Origin of the sequence: Paenibacillus sp. PK1-4R, assembly GCF_030369595.1 — a bacterium.
Classification (GTDB): Bacteria; Bacillota; Bacilli; order Paenibacillales; family Paenibacillaceae; genus Paenibacillus.
On the sequence record NZ_CP126535.1, the window covers coordinates 6,945,991 to 6,961,392 of the forward strand.

A 15,402-nucleotide genomic window follows, 5' to 3' on the forward strand; every position below is an offset into this window, starting at 1 on the left:
CGACTGTTATTGTAACAATTCCAATAGCCGTTCCAGATCCTGTTGACTGTAGTAGTTGAGCTCAATTTTACCTTTATCTTTATTGTGCTTGATTTTCACTGTTGTTTTGAAACGTTCACGAAGAGATTCTTCCAATGTATCAATGAATGGATCTTTCTTTTTTAACTTCGATTTGGCTTTAGCCTCACCTGTTTTGGATCGATCCAATTGTTGAACAGCTTCCTCCAACTCACGTACACTCCATTGCTGATCAATGGTTTGTTTTGCAAGTTGCTTCACCATAACCTCGTCCTTCACACCCACGATGGCACGTGCATGTCCCATAGATAATGTTCCACGTGAAACATGGTCTTTAACTTCATCTGGCAATGATAACAGACGCAAGAAGTTAGCAATGTGAGAACGTGATTTACCTACTTTTACAGACAACTCTTCCTGAGTCAACGCGAATTGATCCATTAACCCCTGATAAGCAACTGCAACTTCCATGGCGTTCAGATTCTCCCGCTGCAGGTTCTCAATCAACGCAATCTCCATTACCTGCTGATCACTGAAGTTACGGACTACAGCCGGTACGGTGGCATTACCACAATATTGCGAAGCTCTAAACCGTCGTTCTCCGGCAATAATCTCATAACCTCGTAACACCGGACGAACAATAATGGGTTGTATGACACCATGCTGACGAATAGACTCAGCCAGTTCATGTATTGCGCCCTCATCAAATACTTTACGTGGTTGATAGGGGTTAGCCCGCAGTTGACTAATCGGGATTTCTACGACTTTATCATCGTCATTAATTGAAAGCGAAGGAATGAGGGCATCAAGACCTTTTCCAAGCCGCTTACTCATAAGAAATCACTTCCTTTGCGAGCTCTAAATACACTTCCGCCCCTCTTGAACGAGGGTCATACGTGATAATGGATTGACCATGAGATGGTGCTTCACTAAGCCGTACATTACGCGGAATAATTGTTTGATATACTTTTTGTTGAAAATACTTTTTCACTTCTTCAATAACCTGAATTCCCAGATTGGTCCGCGCATCAAACATCGTCAGCAATACCCCTTCAATCTGCAGGGATGTATTCAGATGTTTCTGTACCAGACGAACCGTATTAAGCAACTGGCTTAATCCTTCAAGTGCATAATACTCACACTGAATCGGAATGATCACCGAATCGGAAGCAGTCAACGAATTAATCGTTAACATACCAAGGGATGGTGGACAATCGATCAGTATGTAATCATAGTTTTTTTTCACCATGGCGAGTGATTTTTTCAAGCGAACTTCCCGTGATATCGTGGACACCAATTCGATCTCGGCTCCGGCAAGCTGAATCGTTGCAGGTATGATATGAAGGCCTTCAATCTGAGTCTCCACAATCGCTTCTTGAGGAGGAACCTCATTAATAATGACATCATATATACAATTAGCCACATCTGCTTTATTGATTCCGACTCCGCTGGTTGTATTCCCCTGAGGGTCAATATCGACAAGCAATACTCTTTTCCCGAGTGAAGCCAGTCCTGCACCCAAGTTAACAGATGTCGTCGTTTTCCCCACACCGCCCTTTTGATTTGCTACGGCCATAATCTTAGACAATTACTTCACCTCAAATAAAATAGGAGTCTTTTCTTGTAGGTTGTGAGATATTGTTAACAAAAAGCAGGCGGCTATCGTCCACACAAACAACAACTACCGTTCCATCAATATACCGACTGTTCTTTAAAAATGTCAGACCTAACTTGATTTATAGACATAAAAAGCGGCCCATTGCCGCCATAAGCTTCAATTATTTGCGTTTTGGAATATGGATAACGATCTCATAATGATCCTCATGGTCTGCTTCTTTTGTTTTGATGTCCAGACCTGAGCCAGTTACCATATCAATGGATTGGCGAATCGTATTAAGTGCAAGTCTTACATCCTTGGTAAAGGAAACACGTTTGGATTTTTTGATTTTGGAAGATTCCTTATAAAAGGCAACACGCGCCTCTGTCTGTTTGACGTTCAATTCTTTTTCAATAATCTCACCGAGCAACTTCATCTGCAGTTCTTCCGTATCGAGAGAAAGTAATGCTCTTGCATGCCGTTCAGAAATTTTTCGTTCCATCAATGCGGCCTTAATACCTTCTGGAAGCTGTAACAATCGAATTTTGTTCGCGATGGTTGACTGGCTTTTGCCGAGTCGTTGTGCCAGACTTTCCTGTGTCAATTGATGCAAGTCGATCAGCTTCTGATAAGCGACAGCTTCTTCAATTGAAGTCAATCCTTCACGCTGCAAGTTCTCAATCAGTGCAATGGATGCGGCCTGAGAATCGTTGAATTCACGCACAATAGCCGGAATCGTATCCAAACCCAGTTTTCGAACTGCACGCCAGCGACGTTCCCCGGCAATAATCTCATATGATCCATTTCGCACGCGAACGACAATAGGCTGAATTACGCCATGTGTTTTGATCGTCTGCAACAACTCATCAATTTTATCATCATCAAAAATAGTACGGGGTTGATATGGGCTGCTCACAATTTCATTGACCGGAATCTGTTTGATCTCATCTCCGTTATTGCGCTCCGCCAAACCAAACAACTTCGAAAATTGTTCTTTCATTCCGCAGATTACCACCTAGTTTCGTAATAGCTCCCACAGTCTTTGCAGGTGCTTCTTATTCAATAAGCGACCTTTCACATGCATCGTTCTTGGAATAAGTTTTGCCTTTCATAATGCTTTCTGTCATGCAACATCGAACGCATATCCATCTATCTATACATATAATCTATGATCGCTGTGACCCAAGATCGGATACTTCTATTCTATCATCTTTTCTATCATAATCCTATGCTTACCTATTCTTTAAACTCTGCTAATTTTCCTGCTTTTTCTTTGTGAATATTGGAAATATGACGACTTGCACACATTCAATTAATGAAATTGTCCATGAGTTACTGTGCGTGAAATTCATCATTATAGTTTCTTTAAGAGATATGTAATACGGAGTATCCGCAATGTTGATCCAGTCCTCCATTTCAGAAAACAAAAAAGAGAATGTTTCACGTGAAACATCCTCTTTATCTATGTCTAAATTTCTATTTTGTTTTGACTCACTTCAAAACCATCACGCAACTATATCAGCGGAGTCTTCATTGGAGTACCTGGTTTACGCGGATACTTATATGGTGTCTTATCAAATTTCTGAATCAGAATGATGTGACGCTCTGATTCTTCAACCGGCAGCTGGAAAGGATGAACGGCCTTAACCCGTCCTTTCAGCTGATTGAAGCTGAACTCCGCTTCCTTCATTTCTTCACGCGGGTCTCCGCCCTTCATGGCAGCGAATATTCCACTTTTACGAACAAACGGAAGGCAGAATTCATTCAGCACAGCCAGCTTGGCTACTGCACGCGCCGTAACGAGATCGTAGCTGTCACGATACCCTTCTTTGCGTCCAATCTCTTCAGCACGTCCATGGACCAATTCCACATCAGTCAGGCCAAGGATATCTACCACATGCTGTAGAAAGCCAATACGTTTATTTAATGAATCAATGATCGTAAGCTTAATATGCGGGAAACAGATCTTCAGTGGCAATCCCGGAAAACCCGCTCCTGATCCAATGTCAGCAAGCATATTCACTTTGGTCATGTCAGTATAAAAAGCCAGTGATACCGAATCATAGAAATGTTTGGTATACACTTGCTCCCGATCCGTTATGCCCGTCAGATTCATCTTTTCATTCCATGATACCAGCTCCTGATAATACAGTTCGAATTGCTCCAATTGGAGTTCTCCCAGCTCTAATCCATGTTTCTTTAAGCGCCGCTGCAGTTGCTGTTGAATATCGTCCATTATTGTCCCCTTGCTGCGGTTACACGGTTATAATGCTCCAAGTAGACCAGCAGAATGGAGATGTCGGCAGGAGTAACTCCAGCAATACGAGAAGCCTGACCAATCGAGATTGGACGAATCGTAGCGAGCTTCTGTTTGGCTTCCATAGCAAGACCATGAATCTCATCATATACGATAGTGTCCGGAATTTTCTTTTTCTCCATCTTTTGCAAACGTTCCACGTGGATCAATTGTTTCTCAATATAACCCGCATATTTAATTTGTATTTCGACTTGTTCTTTCATATCTGCTGTCAGTTCTACCTCAGATGGTGAGATCTGTTCAATCAGTTCATACCCCAGCTCCGGGCGACGCAGCAAGGTAAGCAACGTACTGCCATCCTGAATAGGTGTAGATCCATACTCTTCCAGCTTGGCGTTCACTTCAACTGGGCGAGCTTTAGCCACTTTCAGACGCGCGACTTCCTGCTCGACTTTTGCCTTTTTATCCAGGAATTTCGCATAACGATCTTCAGGGATCAGGCCAATGTCATGTCCGATTTCCGTCAAACGCATATCTGCATTATCATGGCGAAGCAACAGACGATATTCAGCGCGTGAAGTCAACAGACGATATGGCTCATTAGTACCCTTCGTTACCAAATCATCAATCAGCACACCAATATAACCTTGGGAACGATCAAGCACAATCGGCTCTTTATCTTGTACTTTCCGTGCTGCATTAATGCCGGCCATAACGCCTTGTCCAGCCGCTTCTTCGTAACCGGAAGTACCATTAATCTGACCTGCTGTGAACAGACCTGGCAGACGTTTGGTTTCAAGTGATGGCCACAATTGTGTAGGTACCATCGCATCGTATTCAATCGCATAACCGTTACGCATCATTTCCACTTTTTCCATACCCGGAATGGAGCGCAGAACCGCAAGTTGAACATCTTCTGGCAGACTTGTAGATAGTCCCTGCACATAATACTCGGATGTATTTTTGCCTTCCGGCTCCAGGAAAATCTGATGTTTCGGTTTGTCGCTAAACCGGACAATTTTATCCTCAATGGATGGACAATAACGCGGTCCAGTCCCTTCAATTACACCGGAAAACATCGGTGCACGATGCAGATTATCATTAATAATCTGATGTGTTTCCACGGATGTATACGTCAACCAGCAAGGCAGCTGCTCATTATCAGAAGATTCTGTTTCATAGGAAAAGAACTTCGGCTCATCATCGCCAGGCTGAATTTCAGTTTTGCTAAAATCAATCGTATCCTTGTGCACACGTGGTGGTGTACCTGTTTTGAAACGAACCAGATCAAAGCCAAGTTCACGCAGATGCTCTGACAATTTAAGAGATGGTTGTTGATTGTTTGGTCCACTCTCATACATCAACTCACCCATGATCACTTTACCGCGCAAGTATGTGCCTGTTGTCAGAACAACCGCTTTAGCCCGATACTCTGTTCCGGTCTGAGTCACAACGCCTACACATTTTCCGTCTTCAACGATCAGGCGATCAACCATACCCTGACGCATCGTCAGATTACGTTCATTCTCCATCGTTTCCTTCATTTTGTGCTGGTAGGAGAATTTATCTGCCTGAGCACGAAGCGCGTGAACAGCAGGGCCTTTACCTGTGTTGAGCATCCGCATCTGAATAAAGGTTTTATCGATATTCCGTCCCATTTCTCCACCAAGAGCATCAATCTCACGAACAACATGTCCTTTGGCCGGTCCCCCAATAGATGGGTTACAAGGCATAAAGGCCACCATATCCAGATTGATCGTAATCATTAGTGTTTTGGACCCCATACGAGCTGCGGCCAGCGCGGATTCCACACCAGCATGTCCTGCACCAACGACGATTACATCATAACTGCCGCCATCAAAAGCCATTCCCGTTTACCTCCTTATTCCGCTGCATTTGGTGTAACTCACACAGACGGATCATGTTCTACAATAATGAAACTACTTCTAACCGTTCATCGGAACTTGCATTCCTATCTATATGAAACCAACACGTAATGGCTACAACATCATTCCATCCTTTGACAACAGGCAGAAATTGTACCTTTCCATCATACACTACGATTCAAGTCAATCCGCAGTATATTTTTTTTACTTTCCTAGACAGAACTGGGAGAAAATCTGATCAATTAATGCATCATGTGCCGTATCTCCAACAATCTCGCCCAAATGCTCCCACGCCAAACGAACATCAATCTGAATCATATCGATCGGAATGAACTGCTCTGCTGCTTCATAGGCATCCACGAGGGACTGCTTCGCTTTTTTGAGCAAAGCAATATGACGCACATTGCTGACATAGGTCAGATCTGCGGACTCCAGTTTACCACTGAAGAATAGCGTAGAGATGGCATCTTCCAGTCGATCCACACCCAGATCATCTTTCACCGACATCGGTACAAGTCGTTCTTCCGGAATGTAACGAAGCAGCACGTCACGTTCTACCTGTGGCGTTAAGTCCATTTTATTCATAATGATTATTGATTGTCTACCGCGGATTTGTTCCAATAATTCAATCTCATCGGGATGAAGTGGCTCCGCAGCATTCACAACCATTAAGATCAGATCGGCTTCACTTACCGCAGAGCGAGAGCGTTCTACCCCGATCTTCTCTACAACGTCCATTGTTTCCCGGATTCCTGCCGTATCCAGCAATTTCAGCGGGATATTATTAATCGTAATGAACTCCTCGATCACATCACGAGTTGTTCCTGGAATGTCCGTGACGATGGCCCGATTGTCTTGGGCAAGTGTATTCATCAATGAGGATTTGCCTACGTTAGGTCGTCCAACAATAGCCGTCGTGATACCTTCTCGCAGGATCTTACCTTGCTCTGCTGTAGTCAGCAATTTATCAATTTCAGTCATAACCTGACTGGACTTTTCTTTAATAAAATCAGACGTTAACGACTCCACATCATGCTCAGGGTAATCGATATTTACTTCAATATGAGCCAGTGTTTCCACCAGTGTATATCGTAGATCACGCAATTTGGAGGATAGTTTGCCTTCAACCTGTTTCAATGCAACCGAGAAAGCTCTGTCCGATTTGGAACGAATAAGATCCATGACACCTTCCGCCTGAGACAGGTCAATCCGCCCATTAAGGAAAGCACGCTTCGTGAATTCACCGGGTTCAGCCAGACGAATATCAAGCTGTAATAGCAGGTCCATGACCCGTTTTACAGACACTACACCGCCATGCGCACTGATCTCCACGACATCTTCTGTTGTGAACGAGCGTGGTGCTCGCATTACCGTAACCAGTACTTCCTCAATCTTTTCCCCATTAACGGGATCTATGATATGACCATAATGAACTGTGTGAGATGCCGCCTGAGTTAAAGGGGTTTTGCTGCGAAAAATCTTTTCCGTCTCCGACACTGCATCCGGGCCGCTGACCCGGATCACGGCGATACCCGCCTCTCCAACAGCTGTTGATATCGCTGTGATCGTATCACTGATCATGGTTATCTCTCCTTGCTCTATTTTAAAATTGCCGCCCCTCAGGGGGACGCCATATCCATTTTCAAATCTATTAATGATATAACATATGACATGCCACTAATCGTATTAAGTTCACTCTTTACTCGCTCTTCACTTGCTCTATGCAGCTTACCAAATTGCTTCTGTACGAAAAAAGCAATGGCTTCTGCACCGGGCAGGAAGCCATTGCGTCTTCAATTTCGTGTTATTTCGTCGTAATAACCACACGCCGATTAGGCTCTTCACCCTTACTTAACGTCTTAATCTGCGGGTGGTTTTGCAGTTTTGCATGAATGACTTTTCGTTCGAGCGGAGGCATTGGTTCCAGTACAACTTCCTTGCCGGTACGGATTGCTTGTCCAGCCAACCTTTCAGCCAAGTCCTCCAGCGTCTTCCGCCGACGTTGACGGAAATTCTCCGCGTCGAGCACAATTCGAACGAAGCTTTCCGAATATCGGTTCGCTACAATGTTCGTTAGATACTGAAGCGCATCCAGCGTCTGTCCACGTCTGCCAATAATCATGCCCAGATCTTCACCGGCAATATTGAAGATATGTCCATCCCGCTGTTTTTTGATATGCACTTCAACATCCAGTCCCATACCTGCTGCGACCTCTTTCAAGAAAGCAGCCGCTTCTTCATAGGGATTTTTAGCTGCAACATCCTCAAGTAATGCATCTACTTCAGGTTTGTATGCAGCTGGCTTGATCGGCTGTGGAACAACTTCCGGCACAGGCAATAATTTCACTTCAACTTTGGCCGCCCTCACCCCGAACAAACCCAGGAATCCTTTTGACGGCTGCTCTAACACTTGTATCTCGACCTTGTCCCGACTTACGCCAAGCTCGGTCAATCCTTGGTTTACAGCATCTTCAACGGTTTTTCCTGACGTAATGACTTTGGTCATTTCGATTTTTTGGCCCCTTTCGACCCTTTTCCAGAGACGGTCGCTTTGCCACCGTTTTTGCGTTTAGCTCCATTTTTGGAAGAGCTATTCTGCTTCACGTTGACCTCAGCCACGATTTTATCATTATTCCGGTAAAGGAAATAGTTTTGCACGATCGTGTAGATGTTACTGTAGAACCAGTACAGCGGAAGTGCTGACGGGAACTGGTAAGACATCACAAAGATCAAAATTGGGTATACCCATAGCATAAACTGCATCGGACCAACTTGCTGTGCAGGATTCATACGCATCATCATCCATGTTTGAATGAATGTTGTGATGGCAGCCAGCACTGGCAAAATAAACAGGTGATCCGGTTCCCCGAGCTGAAGCCACAAGAAATCATGTGTTCTCAGACTGGAGTTTCCGTAAATTGAGTTATAAAGTGCGATGTAAATCGGCATCTGAATCAGAAGTGGCAGACAACCCGCCATCGGATTAACTTTGTTCTCCTGAAACAACTTCATTGTTTCTTGCTGAACTTTCTCAGGTGTATCTTTAAACTTGGCTTGAATCTCCTTCAGCTGCGGCTGAATGGCCTGCATAGCTTTGGAGCTACGGACTTGTTTCATTGTTAATGGTAAAATCAATGTCCGTACAATAAGCACCATCACGAGGACGGCCAGTCCATATTCACCTTTGAACCAGTTGGCGAATGTATCCAGCGCCAGTGAGAACCAGTACACAACATTGGCTTGCCAAAAAGAATCACTATTCTTTAGATCTTCCGTAGTAACCCCGGCTCCTTGTGGAGTACATCCGGCGAGTACAGTGACCATTGCAATGACTGCAATGAGGAGAATCCACTTCCCCTTTGATGTCTTCAATCGCGACACTTCATAACCCCTCTCTTAACCATTCCATTCCACCGTAAATCATACCATAATTAGGAGGACAAATAAACCGAAGCTTACCGCTTGCTCGACTTCAAAAGAGAGCCCTTTCGCATCGCATGTAGCAGGCTTTTTTCCATTTCCTTATAGGGCATGTCCAGTGCACCTTTTCTGACGATAAAAATCAGATCCATCTGCGTGACGATCTCATGCTCATGATGACGAACAATTTCCTTGATCATGCGTCTCATCCGGTTGCGTACGACAGCGTTTCCGATTTTCTTGCTGCATGATACGCCGACCCGAAATTGTTCCGTATCTTTACGGCGACAGCCATACACCACGAATTGATGATTGGCAAACGATTTCCCATACCGGTATACGCGGCTAAAGTCCGCCCGGTTTCGTAGACGCAGTCTTTTATACACGGCGCTTCTCCTTGCTGTTCTCCACCAATGTTATTGACGGAGGCCTCATTACTGATTTAGTATAGGCTTTCTTGAATGACGGTAAACCGTCTTGGCGACAACTTCATTTGGGATGATTGTTAACCAGCTACTTGAACTGATCCGCATTCATCCGGGATGAATGTTGATTGGCTATTTTAAACCTATCAACGATTCATCATTATATAAGGTAAGTTTTCGAAAAATGGAAAACTCACTCAACATACATCATATGTGTTCAGCACTTTTTCGCAGACCATTCAGACCTGATCTGTAGCAGCATCCAGTCTGATTTGAGCTAATTAAGAAAAAAAAGACCACCTCGGTGGTCTTCAATGCATTAAGCACTCAGGTTTTTACGGCCTTTAAGGCGACGTGCGGCCAAAATTTTACGGCCGTTGCTCGTGCTCATTCTTTTCCGGAAACCATGAACTTTTTTACGTTTGCTAACGTTCGGTTTGAATGTAGGTCTCAATGTATTGCACCTCCTCACAAGGAAATACTTATGTGATGAATCACTTTCATCTTCACAGAAAACACCTTTATATATTTAACCATGATCACCTGGAAAAGTCAACTGCAAGGCGCAAGGCTTCTCCCTCTTTTATATACACTCTCCATCCCACTCAAAGTAATGACCACAGTCCGTTCACTAGAATACCATTACCAAGCCCCGAAGAGAGTTCTGAAAGTTATCCCCAGACCCTGATCAGATCGCCATATTTCAGCATTTATAGTTATCCACAACCTCCAATGCCTGTTATCTCCTTCATTACATCCTGTTTAAAGTTATTCACATGTGGATAATGATTATAGGCTATAAATATCGTCGAATTCTAATCAGGTTGTATCCGCTTCAATTAAGGTTTACAAGCTTTTGAGAAAGGTGTAGGATAAACATCACATCTTGTATACAAGTATATGGATGAAGCTGATTTACTTACCCGCCTTTAGTAGTCCTTTGAAAAAAACATTAGCCGTTAGCTTGTAGCTACAGACTATGGATTGAACTGAATGTCCAGTCCGCAAAATAGTTATGCTATGATCAGTAATGGACTGATTACTTATTAATAGGAGCGTTAGCCATATGTTATTTCCTTCTTCCTGGCTTCAAGGGGCTTCTCGTGGTGAAGCCATTGCCTGCGAATTAAGGCTGCGGATCATCAGCGGTACCCTTCGACCTGGAGAGATTTTGTCGGAAAATCGAATTGCGGCTGATTTTGACAGCAGTCGTTCACCTGTCCGTGAAGCGTTACGAACTTTGTCCAATGAAGGACTTATTCGACTTGAACGTATGGGTGTCGTTGTCATTGGACTACGAATCAAGGATGTCGAGGAATTGTATGATGTCCGTTTCCTGATTGAAAGTTTTGTGCAGCAGCGACTCGCTGGTGATGTCCCAGAATCATTAATCACCCAGCTGCGTAACGTGATCGACAAAATGCAACTTGCTGGACGGCATCAGGACGCCGTCGAATTCGCCTATCAGGATCTCATTTTCCACGAGACCATCATTGAAGCTGCTCAGCATTCCCGTATTTCACATCTATGGAAGAGTATTCGATATGTTGTGATGACCGTTATGCTGCTCACAACGCGCAGAGTATTCGTTCAAGGCGAGCAGAAAGTAAGCGCTGTAATTGAGAAACACCGTTTGCTTGTTGAAGCACTGGAGTCTGGTGACAAAATGCTCATTCAGGCTGGAGTCCGCACGTATTTTCAAGATTCTGGTAAAACACTGCACGAAAGCTTTGATTCCTAAAGGAGCAAGGCGTTTGCAATCATATCCATCGTGAATGATTGCGGCTTAACTTGTCGACAAGTATACAAAATGCGTTTTGTTTTCATTTTGGGCATGATAAAACTACATTTCTCGCCAACACCTCTTTTTCAGTACCTGCACGAATTCAATTGTTGACGATAATTTCACTTGTAAGCGTTCTATATCAGAAATAAAGGAGCACATAACATCATGAGCACTCTTTTTGGACTATCCCACAACGCAACATTATTGGTTTGGACGTTAATTGCGATCGTTTTTCTGATCGTCTTGATTTCCAAGTATAAATGGAATCCCTTCATCACCCTGCTGTTGTCCGCATTAATGCTCGGTTTGCTTACAGGCATGAAACCTGCCGATGTAATCTCTTCCATTACCGGGGGACTTGGCGGCACACTTGGAACCATTGCAATTGTTATTGCTCTCGGTACGATGCTTGGTAAGATGATGGCCGAATCTGGCGGTGCCGAGCGCATTGCAACTACATTGGTTGATCGGTTTGGTGTGAAACGTGTGCACTGGGCCATGATGATTGTTGGATTTATCGTTGGTATTCCTGTTTTCTTCGAAGTCGGCGTGATTTTGATGATTCCCATCATTTTCACCGTTGCACGTAAAACCAATATGTCTCTGCTGCAGATTGGTATTCCCATTTTGGCAGGTCTGTCGACTGTACACGGTTTGGTTCCACCCCACCCAGCGCCAATGATAGCGATTGAAGCCTACAGCGCGGATTTGGGTAAAACCATTTTGTACTCCCTTATTGTTGGTATTCCTACAGCGATTATTGCAGGTCCTTTGTTTGGTAAATTTATTGGCAAAAGAATACACACCGAACCGCCAGCTGAACTGGCTGAACAATTCGCAACCAAAACAAACAGCAACATGCCTGGGTTTGGTATTACCTTGTTTACCATATTGCTGCCGGTTATTTTGATGTTGATTGGTTCCATAGCAAGCATCATTGACCCAAATGCAACAAGCGGCTTCACCGTTTTCAGTGAATTTATCGGTCATGAGATCATTGCTCTGCTGATTTCAGTTGTATTTGCCCTCTTTTCACTCGGCTTTGCACGTGGATTCACCAAACACGATATTTCTCGCTTCACCAGTGAATGTCTGGCGCCTACGGCGACCATCATTCTCATTATTGGCGGAGGCGGTGCCTTCAAACAGGTATTGATCAATAGTGGTGTGGGCAACGCCATTGCTGATGTCGCTACCCATGCTAACATCAACGTGATCCTGTTTGCCTGGCTTGTCGCTGCGCTCATTCGTGTAGCTACCGGTTCAGCAACCGTAGCTATGACAACTGCTGCCGGCATTGTCGCTCCAGTGCTTGCACTCACACCAGGTGCCAATATTGAGCTGGTTGTACTCGCCACAGGTGCAGGGTCACTCATCTTGTCCCATGTGAACGATGCGGGATTCTGGATGATCAAAGAATTCTTTAATATGAGCGTTTCCCAGACATTGAAAACGTGGACCGTTATGGAAACACTATTATCCGTGGTGGGACTGATCTTTATTTTGCTCCTGAGCACAGTGGTATAAATGGACTCTATATAGTAGAAAGAAATTAAAATCTCATCGCTTTCTGGAGAAAGAAGGATTAAATATATGAACAACTACATGATTGGGATCGATATTGGTACCACCAGTACCAAATCCGTATTATTTACCGAGCAAGGCTCCGTCGTCAGTACCTCAACGCAGGAATACCCTTTGTATACCCCTGCACCAGATGTTGCCGAGCAGGACCCTGAAGAGATTGTACAAGCGGCCCTCCGCTCTGTCCGAGGAGTCATGGATCAGAGCGGCGTTGCTGCCGAGCAGATCCTGTTTGTATCCTGCAGCTCAGCTATGCATAGTGTCATTGCCATGGGACAGGACAACACACCCATAACCCGTTGCATTACCTGGGCGGATAATCGAAGTGCGGCATTTTCTGCCCAGTTGCAAGAGAATGGATTGGGCCATCGCATCTATCTGCGCACAGGTACACCGATCCATCCCATGTCACCGCTGACCAAATTAATGTGGCTGCGCCACGATGAACCTGATCTTTTTGAGCGTACCGCCAAATTTATTTCGATTAAAGAATATCTGTTCTTCCGTCTATTCGGACAATATGTCGTCGACCATTCCATCGCTTCCTGCACGGGCTTGCTCAATCTGGAACAACTGGACTGGGACGCAGAAGCCCTTGAGATTGCAGGCATTACACCCGACCATCTATCGAAGCTCGTACCCACAACACATATATTAGAAGGAATGAATCACGAATCGGCTGAAAAAATGGCTCTCTCCCCCTCCACGCCCTTTGTTATTGGCGCAAGTGACGGGGTTTTATCCAATCTCGGCGTAAACGCCATTGAACCTGGTGTTGTCGCAGCAACCATCGGAACCAGCGGGGCCATTCGTACAGTCGTGGACCGTCCGGTTACCGATCCCAAAGGTCGTACGTTCTGTTACGCCCTTACAGAGAATCTTTGGGTTATTGGTGGGCCTGTGAATAACGGTGGCATGTTGTTTCGCTGGGTGCGGGATGAATTCGCCGCGTCTGAAGTGGAGACAGCGAAGCGACTTGGCATCAATTCCTATGATGTTCTAACCAAAATTGCGGAACGTGTCCGCCCGGGATCGGAAGGACTTCTGTTTCATCCGTACCTTTCGGGCGAACGTGCCCCATTGTGGAATCCGGATGCCCGTGGTTCCTTTTTTGGCTTAACACTCCATCACCAGAAAGAGCATATGATCCGTGCTGTTCTGGAAGGGGTTATTTTCAACCTATATACGGTACTGCTCGCCATGGAAGAACAGATTGGGCAACCTACCTCCATTCAAGCCACAGGTGGGTTTGCGCGATCTCCTCTCTGGCGCCAGATGATGTCCGATATCTTCAATCAGGAAGTGGTTGTACCCGAGAGCTTCGAAAGTTCCTGTCTGGGTGCCGTCGTGCTTGGTTTGTACGCTACAGGGCGAATCCAATCGCTTCATGCCGTTTCTTCCATGGTGGGTACAACGCATCGGCATACCCCTGTCAAAGAGAATGCTGTTCTCTACCAGGAGCTGCTGCCCATCTTTATTCGGATCTCTCGCAAACTGGAAGAGGAATACGCAGATATCGCTGAATTCCAGCGTAAAATGTCCCTTCCCCGTCTCTAAATCATCAATCCATAGTTCGTGTCTGCACCAAAAAAAGAGGGTGTCGCCCAAAACCAGAAATCGGTTTTGGGCGACACCCTCTTTTGCTATACACGCATAATCTATCCTTTGAATTCATATTATAAAATCATATACTTCAACCTCCATATTTGATTATCACCTTACCTCTTAATTCCGGATAATTCACATTACATATGTCTTAAAATGAAGTCCTCTTGGTCCATTATTCTTATACATTGCCATCACAGAATTACCATCTGCCCAGAAAATACACCACTGATCTTGTTCAATTAAAGGCATGAGTTTACTCCCCTCTCCGTCTCTCATCCCGACACTGAATTTGTCGCTTTCATCATCGCCCCATTGGCAAGAAAAACACGAGAGTGAGAGGTCGCTCTTTTTCCGATCTTGATCATGCTTCATTTTCACTTCACGGTTATCCACAGACAGGTTATTCACAAACGAAGAATACTTTTACACACAATTTGGCATCATTTGACGGATAACCTGTGTATAAAACATTTTTGGTTTTTGGGTCATTCTGTCGAAAATTAAACAGTTTATAAACAATATATTGTGTTGTGACTAAAAATTATACACAAGTTATTGAATTTGTGGATAAAATCACGCGATACGTTGAAATGCGGGGTTTCTTTTGCTATGATTGTATTACTTTTGGATGTGAATATGTGATCTGACCCATAATATTATCAACAGCCTGTGGATAAAGTTGTGAACAATTTTCCGTTGTTCATACTTTTTTTGTTTTCGACCTGCGGGGGTTTGGGGATAAATTCAACAATATATCTCGTATTTCGACACTGCATCATGGCTTAAGCCACACTTGGAACATGTAAAAGGAGTGACAGTCT

Annotated in this window: 13 protein-coding genes; 3 read left to right on the plus strand and 10 right to left on the minus strand. The window is 44.4% G+C overall.

Annotated features, from left to right (window positions below; all coding sequences use genetic code 11):
- Positions 1-6: 6 nt before the first annotated feature.
- The 10 genes from QNO02_RS30190 to rpmH all read right to left on the minus strand — a co-directional run bounded on the left by QNO02_RS30190 (position 7) and on the right by rpmH (position 10,057).
- Complete coding sequence (locus QNO02_RS30190; protein ID WP_091035230.1) at positions 7-852, minus strand: ParB/RepB/Spo0J family partition protein; 846 nt, start codon at positions 850-852, stop codon at positions 7-9.
- Positions 845-1,606 (minus strand): ParA family protein, encoded by a 762-nt coding sequence (locus QNO02_RS30195; RefSeq protein WP_024629525.1) that lies wholly within the window; start codon positions 1,604-1,606, stop codon positions 845-847. Before QNO02_RS30195 ends, QNO02_RS30190 begins: the two co-directional genes overlap by 8 nt.
- A gap of 190 nt (positions 1,607-1,796) precedes the next feature.
- Positions 1,797-2,615: a nucleoid occlusion protein gene (noc, locus tag QNO02_RS30200; RefSeq protein WP_062836524.1), complete on the minus strand. Its 819-nt coding sequence runs from the start codon at positions 2,613-2,615 to the stop codon at positions 1,797-1,799.
- A gap of 513 nt (positions 2,616-3,128) precedes the next feature.
- Positions 3,129-3,851, minus strand: a complete 723-nt coding sequence (rsmG, locus tag QNO02_RS30205) for a 16S rRNA (guanine(527)-N(7))-methyltransferase RsmG (RefSeq protein ID WP_289390794.1) — start codon at positions 3,849-3,851, stop codon at positions 3,129-3,131.
- Positions 3,851-5,740 carry a tRNA uridine-5-carboxymethylaminomethyl(34) synthesis enzyme MnmG gene (mnmG, locus tag QNO02_RS30210; RefSeq protein WP_289390795.1) on the minus strand — a complete coding sequence of 630 codons (1,890 nt, stop codon included), beginning with the start codon at positions 5,738-5,740 and terminating at the stop codon, positions 3,851-3,853. Before mnmG ends, rsmG begins: the two co-directional genes overlap by 1 nt.
- 222 nt (positions 5,741-5,962) lie before the next feature.
- Positions 5,963-7,339 carry a tRNA uridine-5-carboxymethylaminomethyl(34) synthesis GTPase MnmE gene (mnmE, locus tag QNO02_RS30215; RefSeq protein ID WP_124118699.1) on the minus strand — a complete coding sequence of 459 codons (1,377 nt, stop codon included), beginning with the start codon at positions 7,337-7,339 and terminating at the stop codon, positions 5,963-5,965.
- Positions 7,340-7,562: 223 nt separating this feature from the next.
- A complete protein-coding gene (gene jag / locus QNO02_RS30220; RefSeq protein ID WP_017691417.1) occupies positions 7,563-8,264 on the minus strand; it encodes an RNA-binding cell elongation regulator Jag/EloR in 702 nt (233 codons plus the stop codon).
- A complete protein-coding gene (locus tag QNO02_RS30225; RefSeq protein WP_062836519.1) occupies positions 8,261-9,139 on the minus strand; it encodes a YidC/Oxa1 family membrane protein insertase in 879 nt (292 codons plus the stop codon). The genes jag and QNO02_RS30225 overlap by 4 nt, the downstream gene beginning before the upstream one ends.
- Before the next feature lie 74 nt (positions 9,140-9,213).
- Entirely contained in the window at positions 9,214-9,564 is a 351-nt protein-coding gene (gene rnpA / locus QNO02_RS30230) for a ribonuclease P protein component (RefSeq protein ID WP_036611981.1), read from the minus strand.
- A gap of 358 nt (positions 9,565-9,922) precedes the next feature.
- Complete coding sequence (gene rpmH, locus QNO02_RS30235) at positions 9,923-10,057, minus strand: 50S ribosomal protein L34 (protein WP_017691413.1); 135 nt, start codon at positions 10,055-10,057, stop codon at positions 9,923-9,925.
- 612 nt (positions 10,058-10,669) lie between these two features.
- Here rpmH and QNO02_RS30240 point away from each other — a divergent pair.
- The 3 genes from QNO02_RS30240 (at position 10,670) to gntK (ending at position 14,530) form a co-directional block, all read left to right on the plus strand.
- Positions 10,670-11,344: a GntR family transcriptional regulator gene (locus QNO02_RS30240; RefSeq protein WP_133386409.1), complete on the plus strand. Its 675-nt coding sequence runs from the start codon at positions 10,670-10,672 to the stop codon at positions 11,342-11,344.
- Between the two features lie 210 nt (positions 11,345-11,554).
- Positions 11,555-12,916 (plus strand): GntT/GntP/DsdX family permease, encoded by a 1,362-nt coding sequence (locus QNO02_RS30245; RefSeq protein ID WP_289390796.1) that lies wholly within the window; start codon positions 11,555-11,557, stop codon positions 12,914-12,916.
- 66 nt (positions 12,917-12,982) lie between these two features.
- Positions 12,983-14,530: a gluconokinase gene (gene gntK, locus QNO02_RS30250; RefSeq protein ID WP_289390797.1), complete on the plus strand. Its 1,548-nt coding sequence runs from the start codon at positions 12,983-12,985 to the stop codon at positions 14,528-14,530.
- The last annotated feature ends 872 nt before the right edge of the window (positions 14,531-15,402 follow it).

Excerpts from the sequence above, each read along its gene's own strand:
- QNO02_RS30190 (WP_091035230.1), bottom strand. The coding sequence starts at position 852 with ATGAGTAAGCGGCTTGGAAAAGGTCTTGATGCCCTCATTCCTTCGCTT.
- noc (WP_062836524.1), bottom strand. The coding sequence starts at position 2,615 with ATGAAAGAACAATTTTCGAAGTTGTTTGGTTTGGCGGAGCGCAATAAC.
- rsmG (WP_289390794.1), bottom strand. The coding sequence starts at position 3,851 with ATGGACGATATTCAACAGCAACTGCAGCGGCGCTTAAAGAAACATGGA.
- mnmG (WP_289390795.1), bottom strand. The coding sequence starts at position 5,740 with ATGGCTTTTGATGGCGGCAGTTATGATGTAATCGTCGTTGGTGCAGGA.
- mnmE (WP_124118699.1), bottom strand. The coding sequence starts at position 7,339 with ATGATCAGTGATACGATCACAGCGATATCAACAGCTGTTGGAGAGGCG.
- jag (WP_017691417.1), bottom strand. The coding sequence starts at position 8,264 with ATGACCAAAGTCATTACGTCAGGAAAAACCGTTGAAGATGCTGTAAAC.
- QNO02_RS30240 (WP_133386409.1), top strand. The coding sequence starts at position 10,670 with ATGTTATTTCCTTCTTCCTGGCTTCAAGGGGCTTCTCGTGGTGAAGCC.
- QNO02_RS30245 (WP_289390796.1), top strand. The coding sequence starts at position 11,555 with ATGAGCACTCTTTTTGGACTATCCCACAACGCAACATTATTGGTTTGG.
- gntK (WP_289390797.1), top strand. The coding sequence starts at position 12,983 with ATGAACAACTACATGATTGGGATCGATATTGGTACCACCAGTACCAAA.